We start from the raw sequence: 16,134 nt of genomic DNA, 5'->3' as shown, positions 1-16,134 counted from the left end.
GACCGGGTGACGGAAAGACGGCTTGATCACGCCCCCGAGGGCGAAGGGGCGAAGGACCGGCGGGAGCCGGCCCGGGCCCCCGCCCCGAGGCTCCGCCACGCGTACGGCCTCCCCCTCCGTGACCGAGGAGTGGGCCGCCGGAACGGCCCTCCTCGCTTCCCGTGGCGGAGGGACCCCGAAAGGACGGCTCACGCCGAGGCGGACCGCTCCGGGGAGCGGAGCACGAGCAAGGTGATCTCGCTGGGGGCGAAGACCCGGAAGGGCGGGCCCCAGAAGCCGGTGCCGCGGCTGGTGTAGAGGAGGGTGCGAGCACCGTGGCGGCTGAGACCGGCGACGGTGGGCTGGTCGAGGCGGACCAAGTGGTGGAAGGGCCAGATCTGGCCCCCGTGGGTGTGGCCGGAGAGCTGGAGGTCGATTCCGTGGGCCGCCGCCCGGTCGACGAACTTGGGCTGGTGAGCGAGCAGGAGGACGGGCAGGTCGGGATCGGCGCCCCGGAGGGCTCCGGCGAGGTGGGCCCGGTGACCCGCCAGTCCGGAGGACTCGGCGGTGACGTCGTCGACACCTGCGACCACCAGGGTGTCACCGCCGCGTTCGAGCAGCAGGTGCCGGTTGCGCAGCGGCTCCCAGCCGAGCTCGTCCATCAGGTCGACCCAGCCCTGGGCCTCGCTGTAGTACTCGTGGTTTCCGGTCACGTAGACACGGGCCCGGGTCGCCCGCACGGTGCCCAGGGGAGCGGCCTGGGCGCGCCGGCGTTCGGCCGTGCCGTCCGCGATGTCGCCGGTGTGGCAGACCAGATCGGCCTCCAGGCGGTTGACCGTCTCGCAGACCCGGGCCGACCAGCGGGCGCGGTCGAGCGGACCGTAGTGGGTATCCGTGATCAGTACGACCCGGGTGCCGTCCAGTCCGGCTCCCAGACGCGGGAGCGGCACGTCGAGCCGGCGCACGCGCGGCACGCGTCGGGCCTCCGCGTACCCCCAGGCGAGCAGGACGGCGGTGACGCCGAGGACGGCCCAGGTGACGATCCGGGCCCGGTCCTGTCCGTCACCGACACCGGCCCCGACCAGGACGAGCCGCAGCAGGACCCCGAGCAGAACGGACCAGGTGAACAGGATCCAGCCGGCGCCCAGCAGCGTGTCGCCGATGATCGCCGCCCCGTCCTGCTGGCGGCGGCCGTGGCCGCGTGCCATCGCGAGCGGCATTCCGGTCAGACCGAGGGCGAAGAGCGCGGTGCCGGTCAGTGTGACGGGCAGCGGCCAGCGCTGACCGGTGTGCAGGAGGACCCAGCACGGCACGGCCCACAGCAGGAGGGGGGCGATCAAGGGGATGTGGCGCGTCAGGCGCCGCAATCGGCTCCGTGATGCCCCCTGTTCCTCCTGGGCGGCTGATCGGGTGTCGTCGGTCTCTGTCACGCTTCCCCTCCTGAGGCCCTGTCCGGCGGACCGTGCGAGTGGCGGAGCCGGGTGGCGGCGGCACGTTCGTCGTGCCGTCCGTCCGCCGGTGGCTTCGGCATGAACCGCCGCCCGCGCCCCGCTTCCGCTCCGGCCTCGCCTGCCGGAGTTTCTCGGAGAACCCATTGTCCGCCGTGGGGGGAACGGGTCGCCCTCCGGGCCTCGACGGGGCCGCGTGCCGGGGCGGTCCGCTCGACCGACGGGACCGCCGCGCCGCCCTCGCGTACCCGAACCGGACCGGGTTTCGACGGGGTCGTGTCCAGCGCGTACGGCCGGTGGGCGGATGCCGTCGTGGTCGTGCGGACGAAGCGGCCTCCCAGGGCGAGCGGTCGTCCGTTGAGCGGCCGCCCGGTGAGGTGCGCGCCGACCACCTTCAGGTGGAGGGACGGAGTCGTGAGCGGGCGGGCGATCCGGCAGGCGTTCGTCGGTGCGGGCCGGGCCCGCCACGCGTCCGTCCCCATCGAGCGCGGGCCGACAAGGCGTACGCCCCCGCGGGAACCGCGCCTGCCTGCGCCGCCGCGGGCTCCGCCGCACCGTTCCCGACACGGCCGATCAGGCGCGCGACCGAGGGAAGCGCGGCTCCCGTGGCGGCCGGCCGCCGAAGCCCGACATGAGGGGACCGTCCTCGGCGCCGCCATCAACGAGCGGCTCCGAGCGGTGCGTCCGGTCCTGCCGGAATCGGTGAGGCGAAATCAGCTCGCCGCACCAGCGGACCAGATGGCAGGGTGCGGCGCATGACGCCCCAGTATCGGATTCGTGCCGACTACGACGCCCGCACGATCGTGGTCTATCAGGCGTACTCGCCCGCCATCGCCGACGCGGCACTGCGGGCGGGCCGCTTCGTCGCGCCGTTCTCGTTCCACCGGATGACGTGGATCAAGCCGTCGTTCACGTGGCTGATGCACCGCAGCAACTGGGCCCGCAAACCGGGCCAGGAACGTGTTCTCGCCGTGCGGATCACCCGGGAGGGCTGGGAGGAGGCCCTGTCCCGGGCCGTGCTGACGACCGCCGACCCGGAGGCGGTGACCCGGGCAGCCGTACACGTCCAGTGGGACCCGGAGCGCTCGCCGCGCGGAGCGGCACTGAACCACTACAGCATCCAGGTCGGCATCGGCCGCCACCTGATCCGCGCGTTCACCGACGACTGGACCGTCAGCCTCACCGATCTCACCCCCCAGGTCCGCAAGGCCGCGACACTGATGCGGAGCGGGCACGCCGCCAAGGCCCAGCGGCTGCTTCCGGCGGAGCGCGCGTACCCGATACCGCGGGCACTGCGGGACGTCGTTTGCCCGGGTGGCTGACAGGAGACACGCGCGGTGCCCTCCACGGCCCACCACGTCACGAGCACTTCCGAGGACCTCGCCCATCGCTCCGGGCAGGGCCGCGCGCCGCTCTCCGTCCCCATGGACGGTCTGCGGCGCCGCCGTACGCCGGGTCCGGCCTTCCGGAACCTGCTCCGACCCTCGCTGTCAGACCCGTCCCGTAGAACGGAACCCGTCGTAGTCGAGCCGTGAAGCAGGACTCCTTTCCGTACCGACGGGTAGACGACGGCAAGACCGAAGTCCCGGGACGACCTGACGACGCCGTCCTCCGCCGAACCCAGGAGATCGCCCCGCCATGACCACGACCCTCACGCCGCGCCGCGCACCCTCCTTCGGAGACCGGATCGCCGACGCGGTCCTGGACGCCGCGTACGAGACGCAGCGGCTGTACGGACACGGCGCGTTCGGTGTCCCCTGCCCCACCTGCGGAGTGCCGGCCGGGACGCTGTGCCTGGCCCGCCGCAGCGTGCACACCGAGCGGCGCGGGGCGTACCGGCAGGTCCTGGAGGGCCGCACGCTCGTCCCGCTGCTCGTCGCGGCCGGCCGCTGACACACCGTGCGGCACGGGGTGGTGCGGCCCTGACCGGTGGGCACCACGGACGTCGACCACGACGGCTGCCCGGACCGGCGGACCGCCCGACGCCCGCCGTCGTCGTCGGAGCAGGCCCGCCGGCTCCCCCCGGCACGGGCGGGGTACGACGTCCTGCTGCTCGACAAGGCCCCCTCTCCCCGTTTTCCCCGCTTTCCCCGCGAAGGGCCCGTACGGACCCGGTCGCCGGCCGGACCGAAGGTCGCGTCGAGGGCGGCGACCGCACGGGATCCCTCCTGGCGCTCGTCGCGGTGTACCCGCCTTACCGGCATCGGCCGCCCCACCGCCCCGCTGCCGGTTGGCGGTCTCCAGGGGGCTTCCCGGTCCGGTCGATCCGCTCCGCTCCGGGTTTCGACTGCACGGCGTACGGCTTCTCGGCGTCGGGACTCCGACGAGGGCCCTCAGCGGAGAACCCCGAAAGCCGCGCATCCGCCCGCGCTGCGCGGCGGCGGCCCCGACCGGACCGAGCGCGCTGCGGTCGCGACCGCGGGGAAGGATGATGGGGACATGGAAGGGCTACCGTTCATTCCTCCCGCCGGGGTGGACGAAGGCGAGCGCCTCGGCCCGCCTCCGGCCGCCTTCGCCCTGGTCGCCGCGGACGGAGTGCTCGTCGGGTGGAGCCGTGAGGCCCAGGCCCTCCTGGGGTATGCGGCTTCGGAGGTGCTGGGACGCCGGGCGGTGGACCTGATCGCACCCTCGCACGCCGATCGCGGCGGACCGGAGGAACCGGGGCCGGACCGGCGGCTGCGGCTCGGCGGGGCGCGCAGCGCCGTCGTGGACGTGCGTCACCGTAGCGGCGACACCGTGCGTGTGGCGGTGACTCTGCACCCCCTCGCCCCCGTCTCCGACGGGGTCCCTTCCGGTCGGGCGCCCTCCGCCGTCCTCATGGCGGCCGAGGTGGAGGGGCTCCGCTGGTGGGAGACCCGACAGGCGATGCTGCAGGGACTCGTGACCCAGTCGCCGGTGACACTGACCATCTACGGCCCCGGCGCGCGCCTCTTGTGGGCCAACGCGTCCAGTGTGCGGGAACTCGGTGGCGACCTCGCGGCATCGCTCGGCCGCTCCATGACCGAACTCTTTCCCGGTGACGTCCTCACCACCCAGCACCTGGTGCCCCCGGAGGAATTCGTCCAACAGATCCTCGACACGGGTGAGCCGGTCATCGACGTGCGTTTCCGAGGGCGCTCCCCGGCCGACCCGGAACGCGAGCACGTCTGGTCCTCGTCCTATTTCCGGCTGCTGGACGGCCGGGGAGAACCGGTGGGCGTGTGCGAACAGTCCATCGACGTCACCGACCACTACCGTGCGCAGCAGCGCCTCGCACTCCTCGCCGAGGCCGGCGCCAGGATCGGGTCGACGCTCGACCCGTCGGGAACGGCAGCGGAGCTCGCCGAGGTCGCCGTGCCGCGATACGCCGACGCCGTGCTCGTCGACGTGGCGGCGGAAGTGCTCGAAGGGGAGGAACCGAAGCCCGTCACGGCAGGGGACCTCGTACGCGTGGCGGATTCCGACGGGGGGCCTTCCCAGGTGGGCGCGGGGGTCGCGTACGCCGCCGGATCATCGCAGGCCGAGAGCCTGGCCGGGGGCCGGGCGACCACGGACGCCGCGGTCGCGCCGACACGGCTGTACGTCCCGCTGATCGTGCGGGGGACGCCCTTGGGCCTCGTCACCTTCATGAGGGGCGAGGACTCGGAACCCTTCGACGACGGCGATCGGGCCATGGCCGAGGAACTGGCGTCGCGGACCGCCGTATGCATCGACAACGCCCGGCGGTACCGGCGGGAGCACACCGCCGCGTTCGTGCTCCAGCGCAGCCTGCTGCCGCGATCGCTGCCCGAGCTGAGCGCGGTCGAGGCGGCGAGTCGCTACCTGCCCGCCGACAGCCACCTCGGCGCCGGCGGCGACTGGTTCGACGTCATTCCGCTTTCGGGGGCACGCGTCGGACTCGTCGTGGGGGACGTCGTCGGCCACGGGCTGGGGGCCGCCGCCACCATGGGGCGATTGCGCGCGATGGTGCGGACCCTGGCCGAGCTGGACCTCGCGCCCGACGAACTCCTGGCCCGGCTGAACGATCAAGTCGGCAAGGACGCGTCGGAACAGAACGGGAAAAGCGCGGACGGCGGTGGCGCCGTCGGAGCGACGTGCGTCTACGGGATCTACGATCCGGCGTCCCGCACGAGCACCTGGGCGGCGGCGGGACACCTGCCGCCGGCCGTGGTGCGGCCGCACGGCCCCGTCAGCTTCCTTCGTCTGCCGCCGGGGCCTCCGCTGGGCGTGGGACGGCTTCCGTACGAGGGCGCGGAAGTGGAGCTCGCCGAGGGAAGCCTGGTCGTCCTGTTCACCGACGGCCTCGTGGAGGCCCGGGGGAAGGGCGCCGCCGTGGGGCTGGACCGGTTGGCGGCCGTACTCGGCGAGCAGCGAGGATCGTCGCCCGATCGGCTGTGCGCCCAGATCGTCGCGGAGCTGGCATCGGGCCAGGTGCAGGACGACGCGACGCTCCTCGTCGTGCGCACCCGTGCGCTGGGGGCACGTCAGGTGGCGACCTGGGAGCTGCCCCCGGACCCCGCCCTCGTCGCACGCGCACGTGCGACGGCCGCGGAACAGCTCGGGCGGTGGGGACTGGACGACCTGGTCTTCACCACGGAACTGGTGGTCAGCGAACTGGTCACCAACGCGATCCGCCACGCCTCCGGACCGATCGGCCTGCGGTTGATCCGGGACCGTTCCCTCATCTGCGAGGTCTCCGACTCGCAGCACACCTCACCGCACGCCCGTTACGCAGGCAGCGACGAGGAGGGCGGACGCGGACTGTTCATGGTCGCCCAGCTCACCGAGCACTGGGGGACGCGCTACATGCCGACGGGGAAGACGATCTGGGCGGAACAGGCCCTGCCCGTGGCCTGACGGCCGCCCGCGCCGGGGCTTCTGCAGCCCCGCCACCGGTGTACGCGGTCCCCCCCGCGGCACCGCCGGACCGGGCGGACGGCCGGCTCGGGCCCGAGCCGCGGGGGAGCCCATGGCCTCTCCGCGCGCACGGCTCACGAAGTGCGCAGGCGTACGGCCAAGGCGGCGACGTCATCGTCGAGGCTGCCTCTGCTGTGACGGAGGAGGTCGCGGTGCAGGGCCGTGAGCAGGTCACGGGGAGGTGCGGGGGGCTGTCGACGCAGCCACTCCGTCAGCGGGAAGAACTCGCCGTCCCGGGCGCGGGTTTCGGCGATCCCGTCCGTGTAGAGGAGGAGGAGCTCCCCGGGAGCGAAGTCGAAGGCGTCCGCACGGTACTGGTCCCCGAGCAGCTCCGCCAGGCTGAGCAGGGGCGACGGGGCGGACGGTTCGAGGGCGCGCACGTTCTTCGGGCCGTGGACCAAGGGCGGGGGGTGTCCGCAGTTGACGATGGTGATGCGGTCGCTTCCCCGGGGGATCTCGACGAGCAGCGCGGTGGCGAAGCGTTCCATCGGCGCCTCGGGCGGATGGGCGGCGTTGTGCCGGGCGCAGCCGGCGTCCAGCCTGCGGGCGACGTCGGTCAGGGAGGCCGCGTCGTGTGCCGCCTCCCGGAAGGCGTTGACGATCGCCGCGGCCGCCCCCACCGCCGGCAGGCCTTTGCCCCGTACGTCGCCCATGAGCAGCCGTAGCCCGTACGGCGTGTCGACCACCTCGTAGAAGTCCCCGCCGATGCGGGCCTCCGCGGCGGCCGCGAGGTACAGCGATTCGATCTCGACGTTCCGGAAACGGTGCGGCAGGGGCCGCAGCACCACCTGCTGGGCCGCGTCGGCGACGAGCCGGACCTGGAAGAGGGTGCGCTCCCGCTGGAGCCGGACGTGGCTGCCGTACGCTGCGGCCACGGTGACCGCGACGATCCCCGCGGACGTCCACCACGTTCCCAGATCGGGGAAGACGAGGCCGAGGCCGATCATCAGAAGGAGGCAGACGGTCCCGAGCAGGACGGTCGGAAGGACCGGCCACATGGCGGCGGCCAGAGCCGGTGCCGAGGGCAGGAGGCGGCTGAAGGCCATCTCCGGCGGGGTGGCGTAGGCCAAGCAGGCGATCACGACGGTCAGGATCACCGGCGACAGCCGCACAAGCCTGCCGTAGCCGTAGCTTCGACGGAGCCGCGGCCGTCCGGGCTCGATCATGAATCCCAGAGTATCCGCGAGGGGCCTGCTCAGCGACGTGACGAGCGGGCCCCGCGGCCCAGCCCGCCGCTCCGACCGCGTCGAGGAACGCCTCGGCGTAGTCGGAGCCCGCCGTGTGGTACTCGGCCGCGGCGGCGACGCAGACCAGGAACACCGGCGAGACGATTCCGTCGCTGAGGCCGCCCTCGACGTCGAGCACCTCCCGGAGGCGCGCCGGGACGCGTTCGTCCCGCACGAGGGCCGCGGCGGGCGCCAGGTCGAGGGGGACGACGACCGTCGCCAGGGTCGCGAGCACCCATCCGGGCCGGTCGGGGAAGAAGACGAGCGCGGACGGGAAGGCGGCGCCCAGGGTCAGCGGCAGCGCGCCGCCCAGGAGACGGGCGACGACGCTCCTCTCCCGTCGGATGCCTCCCGCCGGAACCTCGGTCGCGTCGGCGAAGAGCAGCAGGGCGAGGACGACCTCCACGGCGCGTTCGAAGCCGGCCAGGTCGCCGAAGTCGAACACGAGCGGCGGGTCCGGGCCGCTGGTGAGGGCGATGCCCGCGACCATCATGGCGATCGGTGCGGTGATGCTCCACAGCGCGAGCCTGCGCGAGAGGACGCACCAGGTGAACAGAACGCCCGCGATGACGGTGACGGCAAGCAGGACATCCGTGCTTTCGGGGAGGCTCGGTCGGGGAGGGTTCGTTCCGGCGTCGCAGCGTAAGGCCCGGGTGGTGCCGTGCCGCGGCAGCACGCCGACGGCGTCCCTCCCGGGCGCGGCCCGCCCGGGAACCGGCGGTGCCCGCCCGGGAGCCCGTCACACGGACGGTTCCGTCTCCCGTCCGCGTCCGGGGAGGGCGCCGGTGCCGAACGCGCGGCGGTAGGCGGCGGGCGAGACGCCGAAGGCCGCGCGCATGTGCGCGCGCAGGGAGTTGCCGGAGCCGAGGCCCGCGCGGTGGGCGACGAGGTCGATCGGGAGATCGGTCGTCTCCAGAAGTTGTCTGGCCAGCTCCAGACGTTGTGCCGTGAGCCATTGCACCGGAGTCACCCCGACCTCGTCGCGGAACCGCCGGGTGAAGGACCGCAGGCTCATCCGGGCGTGCTCGGCGAGCCGGGCCAGGGTGAGGGGCTCGGCGAGGTGTTCCAGGGCCCAGGCGCGGGTGGCGGTGGTGCTGGCCAGGGTCGGCTCCGGCACGGGCCGGTCGATGAACTGGGCCTGCCCTCCGTCCCGCCAGGGAGGCACCACGCACATGCGGGCCGCGCGGTTGGCGGCCGAGGCGCCGTGGTCGCGCCGGATCATGTGCAGGCACAGGTCGACCCCCGCGGCCACGCCCGCGGAGGTCAGCACGTCGCCGTCGTCGACGAAGAGCACGTCCTCGTCCACCTTGACCCGGGGATAGACCCGGCGGAACTCCGGGGCCAGGTTCCAGTGCGTGGTCGCCGGCCGGCCGTCGAGGAGCCCGGCGGCGGCGAGCACGTACGACCCGGTGCAGATCGACACGAGTCGGGTGCCGGGCCGGATGCCGTCGATGGCCGCGGCGACCTCGGGCGGCAGCGGGCCGCCACGGCCGAGCTCGGGCATGGCGTGAGTGGGCGGGAGGACCACGGTGTCGGCGGCGGCGAGAGCCTCGGGCCCGGCCGAGGGCTGGACGGTGAACCCGGCGTCGCTGGGCACCGGGGCGCCGTCGGCCGTGCAGATCGTGACCTCGTACAGGGGGCGGCCGTCGGCGTCCTCGGCGCTGCCGAAGACCCGGGAGGGTATCCCGAGCTCGAACGGAGGCACCCCGGGCAGCGCGAGGACGGCGACCCGGTGCGGGGGCGGTTGCGTCGCTCCGTGAGCGGCCCCCGAGGCCGGTTCTCCTGTCTTCCTCATGGCCAGATCCTGTCACATGCTGGCCAAACGGCCAACACCGTGCGGGACCGCGATACCGGATCGTGGACGCGTCGCCGCCGGAACGGTCCGGGGCGTACCGATCGAGACGGAAACGAGGCGGACAGCATGCGTGCGGTGGTCGTGGAGCGGTGGGGCGGACCCGAGAACCTGGTCGAGCGCGAGACGGAGCGCCCCGAGCCCGGTCTGGGCGAAGTCCTGGTGCGGGTCCACGCGGCCGGAGTGAACCCCGTGGACTGGAAGACCCGGGCCGGCGGGGCCCTCATCGAGTGGGGCCCCGTTCCGGCCGTCGGGTGGGACGTCTCCGGCACGGTGGAGGCCGTCGGCCCCGGCGTGGGGATCTTCCGTCCCGGCGACGAGGTCTTCGGCATGCCGCGCTTCCCCCGGCAGGCCGGCGGATACGCCGAGTACGTGGTGGCCCCGGCGCGGCACCTCGCCCCCAAGCCCGCCTCCCTGACCCACGTCGAGGCCGCGGCGCTCCCGCTGGCGGCGCTCACCGCCTGGCAGGCCCTCGTCGACGCGGCGGACGTCCGCCCCGGCGAGCGGGTGCTGGTGCACGCGGCGGCCGGCGGGGTCGGGCACCTCGCCGTGCAGATCGCCAAGGCCCGCGGGGCCCACGTCATCGGCACGGCGAGCGCGGGCAAGCACGACCTGGTGCGCGAGCTGGGGGCGGACGAGGTGATCGACTACCGCGTGACACGCTTCGAGGACGTCGTCTCCGACGTGGACGTCGTCCTGGACGGCATCGGCGGAGAGACGGCGGAACGCTCCCTGAAGGTGCTCCGGGCCGGGGGCAGGCTGATCACCCTGCCGGGCCCGGACGACGTCCCCGCCGCGCCGGACGGCGTACGGGCGGCCTGGGTCCTGGTGGAGCCCGACCACCTCGGCCTGCGCGAGATCGCCGCCCTGGTGGAGCAGGGGCTGCTGCGGCCGGTGGTCGACCTCGTCGTGCCGCTCGCCGAGGCGTCGAAGGCCCACGCGATCGGCGAACGGGGCCGCACCACGGGCAAGATCGTCCTCTCGGTCGTCTGAGCCACGGGACGCGGCCGGTCGCTCCGAACCGGCCGCGTCCCCGCGCCCGGGCACGGGGACGCCGTGCGGAACGACCGACGGCGCCTTCCCGTGGGGCGACCTGCCCGGACCGTCCGGGCGGGGCCGAACCGCCAGGGCGTGCGGGCGGGGCGGCCGGCCTCCGCACGGGCCCGGCGGATCCGTGCGGCGGTGAGCCGGCGGAACGCGGCCCGGACCCCGGGCTTTCTCCCGCGCCCACCGCCTTGCCGGTGCCCGTACGGCCCCGCTGCACCGCACCGGGGCGCCCGGGCGGAAATCCGGTCCGCGCCCGGCCCGGGCGCGAGGGCCACACGCCCGGATCGGCCCCATGGCGTGGTGGGGCCGATCCGGGCGGTGACGCGTCCGGCATCGCTTCGGCCCGGCGATCTTCTTGCCGGTGGCCGGACTCGAGGTGCTAACGGACCTGGTGAGGACGGCGGTGGTCTGCTGCCGCGGTGGCCCGGCCCGTACCCGGGCTCGGAGTTCCGCGGCCCGGGCCGCGTGGTCGGGGAGTCCGGTGTCCTGCCGGAGCCGGTACGGCGAGGCGCGATGTCGGCCTCATCGGCGCCCGGGCCGTCGGCGCGGGAGTGCTCGGCCCGGGCCACGGCGGCGTGGGCCGGGGGTTGCCTCGCCCCGCGCCTGGTCTGTGCCGCACCGGATACCGGCGGCGAGTCCTCCGTACCGCGGCCGGCAAGGGAATCGTCAGCTCAGCAGCGCTCGGAGCTTGCGCCTGTCGGGCTTCCCCACGGGGGTGCGGGGGATGTCGGCCAGCAGGTGGACCGCGGTCGGTGCGTACTGGTCGCCTTTGCGGGCGGTGACGAAGGCGTGGATCTCGTCGTGGGTGATGTCGTGGTCCCGGGCGGGCACCACGGCGGCGTGCACGTGCTCGGTCGCGTCCTGGTCGGACACGCTGAAGACGGCGCACTGGGCGACGGCCGGATGGGTCAGGAGCACCGCTTCGACCTCGCTCGGATAGATGCCCCCGCCCGCCACCTTGATCATGTCGTTGCACCGGTCGACGAGGAAGAGGTAACCGCTCTCGTCGAGGTATCCGACGTCGCCGGTCCGGACCCATCCGTCCCGCATGACCTCGGCGGTGAGCTCCGGCTGCTTCCAGTAGCCGGACATCATCCCCGGGGAGCGGGCGAGGATCTCTCCCTGCGTTCCCACGGGCACGGGTTCGCCGCGCTCGTCGCGCACGGTGATGTCGACGCCGGCCATGGGCCGGCCGACGGTGATCTGACCGTGGCGCCCGACCACCGTGTGCTCCTCGGGGCCCACCTCGGTGAGCCCGAGGGTCTCGCTCTGTCCGTACCAGCTGTGGAGCACGGGCCCGAAGACCTCTTCCGCGTGCCGCAGTCTCGCCGGTGCGGCCGGGCTGCCCCCGTAGGTGATCCGCTCGATGCGGGACACGTCGGTCGCGGGGAGTGCGGGATGGTCGAGCAACTGGTGGAGAAGGGGAGGCAGGAGCCACGTGTGGGTGATGCGCTCGCGCTCGATCGCGGAAAGGACGGCGCCGGGCTCGAACGCGTGCTGCAGCACCACCGATCCGCCCTGGAGCAGCGTCAGGTCGGCGCAGAGCCCGGCGACATGGGAGAGGGGAGTGCAGGCGAGGAAGCGGGGCGGGTCGCCCGCGTCGACACGGAGGTTCTCCAGGCAGCTGCGGTACTGCCTGTGCGTCACCTGGATGGCCTTCGGAACGCCCGTGGTACCGCTTGTGTGGCGGATGCACCAGTCGTCGTCAGGGCCGGCCCTCGTGGGGAGGGGCGCTGGAGCCTGACGGGTGCTTTCGGCGATGAGGTCGGCGAGGTCCCGGCCGCGTGGCCCCGGACCGAGCGTTGCCACGGCCGATGCGGGCACGAGGGGCAGGAGCCGCTCCATGTCCGCGTGGCGGACCGGGTCCACGAGCAGCAGTCGGGGTTCGACACTGTGGACGATGTGCGCGAGGGAGTCGGGCGGCAGCATTTCGTAGAGGTAGACCAGACGTGCGCCGGCCAGGGTGGCGGCGTGGCGTGCGGCCAGCGCTTCCGCGCTGTTGCCGGTGAGGAGCGCGACGGTCGTGCCCGGACCGATACCGCGTGCGGCCAGGGAACGGGCCAGCCGGATGGTCGTGTCCCGGAGTTCGGCCGCGGAGACGGGCGTGTGGTCCGGGGTGATCACCACGGGTCGGTCGGGATGTCCGCCCAGCACGTCGAGGAGCGTTTCGGCGTAGCTGACGAAGCGGCCGCCGTCGGGTGATGCCGTGTCCCAGGTCGCGGACATGTACTGCTCCCGTGTGTCGGTGAAGCGGTCATGGCTCCGGCGGGGGCCGGACGCCGCACGCTGGCAACGAATCGGGACGGCGTCCGTGGCGGTTCGTGCCGCTGCCACATGCGCCCAGGCCGTGACTCGATCGTGTGGTGGTGGGCAACGGACAAGATCCATCAAGTGGGTGACTCGTTGATCGCGGTAAGCGTTTCCCGTCCTTGGAGCTTTCCCGTATGTCTGTTGACCAGGTGCATCGTTTCGCCTTCTCCGGCTTCGGCTACCAGTGCCGAGTGGTGGAGAACCCGGCGCCCCGCACGGAACCGATCGTCGTGATCGGCGGCGCCTTCCAGAACATGTACTCCTACCGCCGCCTCGAACGGCCTTGGGCCGAAGCGGCCACCCTGGTCAACGTCGACCTCCCCGGCTCGGGCGGGGCCGACGCGCTGCCGGCCTCCTACGGATTCGACTTCCTCACCGATGTCCTGACGGACCTGCTGGAACGCCTCGGCCTCGGCAGGGTGAACCTGTACGCGGTCTCCTACGGTGTGCCCGTCGTCTACCGTCTGGCCCAGGAACACCCGCGCCACGTCGCCCGTCTCGCCCTCACGGGAGCCGCTCCGATCTATCCCCCCGAGGAGCTCGCGAGCCTCGAAGCGATGGCCGGAGCGCTGGAGTCCGGCGACGCCGACGGCTACGCCCGCCGCAGCGTCGACGCGCTCATGGCCCCCGCCGACCGGCCGGTACGCAACCGGGCCGCCGTCACCCGGCTCCTCGCCCGCGACATGGCAGCCGTCCAGGGGAACGGATTCCAACGGCATCACGCATCGACCCGCCGGGTCATCGACTGGCAAGGCCTGCCCGCCGGCGGCCTCAACGGCATTCCCACCCTGTGCTTCACCGGCGAACACGACACGCTCACCCGCCCCGACCTCGGCCGCGAGGTCGCGGCCGGCATCGAGGACAGCGTCTTCACCCTCGTCCGCGAAACGGACCACCTTTCCGCCCTGGAGCGGCCTCGAGAGGTCTCGGAACTCCTGCTGCGCTTCTTCACCGACCAGCCGCTCGACACCCTGGACTTCCTCACCCCCCTCGAACGCTCCTCCCGCGCCCTGCGCGACGTCGCGGTGGGCGCGGCGCCCGGCGGTCACTGACCCCGGCCGGAGCAGTTTCCGTCGCCGGGCGGGTGGCTGCCACCGCCGAGCACGAGCTCCTCGGCCCCGCCGGGGTCAGCGGAGCGAGCGGAACTCCGGCGAGCGCCCCCACGGCGTCGGGTACGTGGGGGAAGGCACAGGTGTCGACTCCGGACAGTTCGTCGAACTGCTGACCTCGACGCTCTTCCGCCGGGCGGTGCTGCGCCTGGCGGTCCCGCCGCTGTCGCGGCGAAGGGGGCGTGGCAGGTCTCCGTCCGTTCGGAGACCCATGTGTGACCGACGTCCGGCGGTTCCGTCCCTAGAAGGCGTAGCGCACCCGCAGCCACGGCGTCCGTTCCGTGATCATGCCGGTCAGCGCCTCGACGGCCTCCTGTTTGACCGGGGTGCGATAGCGGACGTTCAGGGCGCCGTTCTGCGACCTCTTGGGCTGTTGGAGGCCCGGTTGCCACAGGACGTCCTCGGCGCGCGGGTGCCAGCCGAGGTTGACCCCGTGCAGGTCCTCGTTGTGGGTGAGCATGATGATCTCCGCCGCGGCCTGTTCCTTCACCCGCCGCGGGAGCACGTCGTCCATCATCCGCAGCAGCTCGCCCCAGGCGTTCCGCCAGCCGGGCCGGACGACCACCGGCGACAGGTTGAAGTGCACTTCGTACCCGGCGTCCAGGAAGTCGCCGGCGGCCTCCAGGCGGGCGGGGACGGGGCTGGTGCGGATGTCGAGGAGCCGGGAGTCGTCCGGCGGCATGAGGGAGAAACGGATCCGGGTACGCCCGCGGGGGTCGAGCCGCAGCAGGTCGGGGTTGACGAACTTGGTCGCGAAGGACGCCTTGGCGGTGGGCCAGCGGCGGAAGGCGTGGACGAGGTCGGCGGTGTTGTCGCTGATCAGGTCGTCGACCGCGCAGTCGCCGTTCTCGCCGACGTCGTACACCCACGCCCGTGCGTCGCACTGGTTGGGCTCCTTCTTCGGTCCGGTCGTGGCGATGTGCCGGCCGATCGCGGCCAGGACCCGTTCGACGTTGGTGAAGACGGTGACGGGGTTGGCGAAACCCTTGCGGCGCGGCACGTAGCAGTACGCGCAGGCCATGGCGCAGCCGTTGGACAGCCCGGGGGCGATCCAGTCGGCGGAGCGGCCGTTGGGGCGGACGGTGAGGGAGGAACGCTCGCCGAGGACGAGCGTCTCCCGCTTCACCCGCACCCAGTGCTCGACGTTCCCTTCGTTGCCGTGCAGGTGCGGGATGCGCCAGTGCGAGCCGGTCTCGACGAGCCGGGCGTCGGGGAAACGCGCGATGATCTGCCGCCCCCGCCAGGACGTCGCGGCGCCCGGTTCCGCGTGGATCTCCGCCACCCGCAGCAGCCGCGCCGCCTCGGGCCCGTCCCGGAACGCCCGCCCCTCGCGCGTCCCGGCCGGCGCGGACGCGGCGACGAGCTCCGCCACCTCGAACAGCCCTTCGGTCTCCCCGTCCGTCTCCTGAGGCCGCCCCATACCCGCTCCGCCGCCGATTCCGATCCCGGTTCCGATGCCTTTGCCCCAGTCTACGAGTCCCGCCCGTCATCCCTTCCGGTCGGACGCCGGCCACACGTACGGGAGATCGTCCGGCACGTCGGGGAAACGGTCCCGGTAGTGCGCCGGGTCCTTGCGCACCAGCGCCGAACGGTGACTGCGGTGGAACGCCGGGTTCCCCAGCCACGGCGGCAGCTCGCCCGCCCGTGCGAGCTCGGCCTGCTCGCGCACCCTGCCCGGGGGCCGCCAGGCACGGTAGTCGTCCAGCAGGGTCACCGCGCAGGTGTCGGCCCGCCCCTGCCCGGTCCACACGGCGCAGACGTCCAGCCCGTACCGCACCAGCGCCTCCTCGTACCCGGCCCACATCCGCACCGCCGGGTGCCGCCGCCACCCGTACGTCGGCACGGTCAGCCCCCGGAACACCTGCAGCGCCTCGACGCGCTGCTTCCCCAGTCGCTTCGGGTCCAGCACGGCGGTGGAGGCGGAGAAGCTCTCGTACGGAAGGAAGGTCTGCATGTGTATCTGCTCCCCGCCCCCGGCCCCGCCCTCTCGGCTCGATGAGCGGAAACACCGCATATGCCCTAATTTGTGGATGGATTTCCATCCAGGAAAGGAGTCAACCCATGGCGGACAAGGCCAAGGGCAAGATGGAGCAGGCCAAGGGCAAGGCCAAGGAGGCCGTCGGCAAGGCGACCGGCAACGAACGGATGCGGGCCGAGGGCAAGACCGACCAGGCCAAGGGCAAGGCGCGAGAAGCCGCGGGCAAGACGGAGGAGCGGGCCAAGGGCGTCAAGGACTCCCTCCGGGGCCGTCAGAACCCCTGAACCTC

13 protein-coding genes and 1 pseudogene are annotated in these 16,134 nt (G+C 73.2%); 6 read left to right on the top strand and 8 right to left on the bottom strand.

Going from position 1 to position 16,134, the window contains the following annotated elements:
- Positions 1-188 precede the first annotated feature (188 nt).
- Both ACF1ED_RS08770 and ACF1ED_RS08765 read right to left on the bottom strand, forming a co-directional pair.
- Positions 189-1,409 (bottom strand): metallophosphoesterase, encoded by a 1,221-nt coding sequence (locus ACF1ED_RS08770; protein ID WP_391758021.1) that lies wholly within the window; start codon positions 1,407-1,409, stop codon positions 189-191.
- Positions 1,406-1,909 (bottom strand): hypothetical protein, encoded by a 504-nt coding sequence (locus ACF1ED_RS08765; protein WP_391758019.1) that lies wholly within the window; start codon positions 1,907-1,909, stop codon positions 1,406-1,408. Before ACF1ED_RS08765 ends, ACF1ED_RS08770 begins: the two co-directional genes overlap by 4 nt.
- 273 nt (positions 1,910-2,182) lie before the next feature.
- Here ACF1ED_RS08765 and ACF1ED_RS08760 point away from each other — a divergent pair, with 273 nt between their 5' ends.
- The 3 genes from ACF1ED_RS08760 (at position 2,183) to ACF1ED_RS08750 (ending at position 6,263) form a co-directional block, all read left to right on the top strand.
- Entirely contained in the window at positions 2,183-2,749 is a 567-nt protein-coding gene (locus tag ACF1ED_RS08760) for a DUF4291 domain-containing protein (protein ID WP_391758017.1), read from the top strand.
- A 316-nt stretch (positions 2,750-3,065) separates the two neighbouring features.
- Positions 3,066-3,320, top strand: a complete 255-nt coding sequence (locus tag ACF1ED_RS08755; RefSeq protein WP_391758015.1) for a hypothetical protein — start codon at positions 3,066-3,068, stop codon at positions 3,318-3,320.
- 546 nt (positions 3,321-3,866) lie between these two features.
- Positions 3,867-6,263, top strand: a complete 2,397-nt coding sequence (locus ACF1ED_RS08750; protein WP_391758013.1) for a SpoIIE family protein phosphatase — start codon at positions 3,867-3,869, stop codon at positions 6,261-6,263.
- 134 nt (positions 6,264-6,397) lie between these two features.
- Here ACF1ED_RS08750 and ACF1ED_RS08745 read toward each other — a convergent pair whose 3' ends face one another.
- The 3 genes and pseudogenes from ACF1ED_RS08745 to ACF1ED_RS08735 all read right to left on the bottom strand — a co-directional run bounded on the left by ACF1ED_RS08745 (position 6,398) and on the right by ACF1ED_RS08735 (position 9,344).
- Positions 6,398-7,489 (bottom strand): PP2C family protein-serine/threonine phosphatase, encoded by a 1,092-nt coding sequence (locus ACF1ED_RS08745; RefSeq protein ID WP_391758011.1) that lies wholly within the window; start codon positions 7,487-7,489, stop codon positions 6,398-6,400.
- A gap of 124 nt (positions 7,490-7,613) precedes the next feature.
- Positions 7,614-8,225 (bottom strand): annotated as a pseudogene (locus ACF1ED_RS08740) (hypothetical protein); the annotation flags it as partial.
- A 63-nt stretch (positions 8,226-8,288) separates the two neighbouring features.
- Entirely contained in the window at positions 8,289-9,344 is a 1,056-nt protein-coding gene (locus ACF1ED_RS08735; protein WP_391758009.1) for a GlxA family transcriptional regulator, read from the bottom strand.
- Between the two features lie 126 nt (positions 9,345-9,470).
- On the opposite strand from ACF1ED_RS08735, the gene ACF1ED_RS08730 reads away from it, so the two are divergent.
- Positions 9,471-10,394: an NADP-dependent oxidoreductase gene (locus ACF1ED_RS08730; RefSeq protein ID WP_391758007.1), complete on the top strand. Its 924-nt coding sequence runs from the start codon at positions 9,471-9,473 to the stop codon at positions 10,392-10,394.
- A gap of 720 nt (positions 10,395-11,114) precedes the next feature.
- On the opposite strand, the gene ACF1ED_RS08725 is transcribed toward ACF1ED_RS08730, so the two are convergent.
- Positions 11,115-12,674, bottom strand: a complete 1,560-nt coding sequence (locus ACF1ED_RS08725; protein ID WP_391758005.1) for an AMP-binding protein — start codon at positions 12,672-12,674, stop codon at positions 11,115-11,117.
- A gap of 218 nt (positions 12,675-12,892) precedes the next feature.
- Between ACF1ED_RS08725 and ACF1ED_RS08720 the strand changes: the two genes are divergently transcribed.
- Positions 12,893-13,810, top strand: a complete 918-nt coding sequence (locus ACF1ED_RS08720) for an alpha/beta fold hydrolase (protein WP_391758003.1) — start codon at positions 12,893-12,895, stop codon at positions 13,808-13,810.
- A gap of 298 nt (positions 13,811-14,108) precedes the next feature.
- Here the strand turns inward: ACF1ED_RS08720 and ACF1ED_RS08715 are convergent, their stop codons facing one another.
- Both ACF1ED_RS08715 and ACF1ED_RS08710 read right to left on the bottom strand, forming a co-directional pair.
- Positions 14,109-15,287, bottom strand: a complete 1,179-nt coding sequence (locus tag ACF1ED_RS08715; protein ID WP_391758001.1) for a spore photoproduct lyase family protein — start codon at positions 15,285-15,287, stop codon at positions 14,109-14,111.
- A 66-nt stretch (positions 15,288-15,353) separates the two neighbouring features.
- Complete coding sequence (locus ACF1ED_RS08710; RefSeq protein ID WP_391757999.1) at positions 15,354-15,821, bottom strand: MSMEG_6728 family protein; 468 nt, start codon at positions 15,819-15,821, stop codon at positions 15,354-15,356.
- Positions 15,822-15,928: 107 nt separating this feature from the next.
- Here ACF1ED_RS08710 and ACF1ED_RS08705 point away from each other — a divergent pair, with 107 nt between their 5' ends.
- The gene (locus ACF1ED_RS08705) at positions 15,929-16,129 is read left to right on the top strand and encodes a CsbD family protein (protein ID WP_391757997.1); all 201 of its coding nucleotides are present in this window, start codon (positions 15,929-15,931) and stop codon (positions 16,127-16,129) included.
- The last annotated feature ends 5 nt before the right edge of the window (positions 16,130-16,134 follow it).

The organism is Streptomyces sp. NPDC014656, from assembly GCF_043084305.1.
Taxonomy (GTDB): Bacteria; Actinomycetota; Actinomycetes; order Streptomycetales; family Streptomycetaceae; genus Streptomyces.
This window is presented reverse-complemented; position numbering and strand designations above follow the sequence as displayed.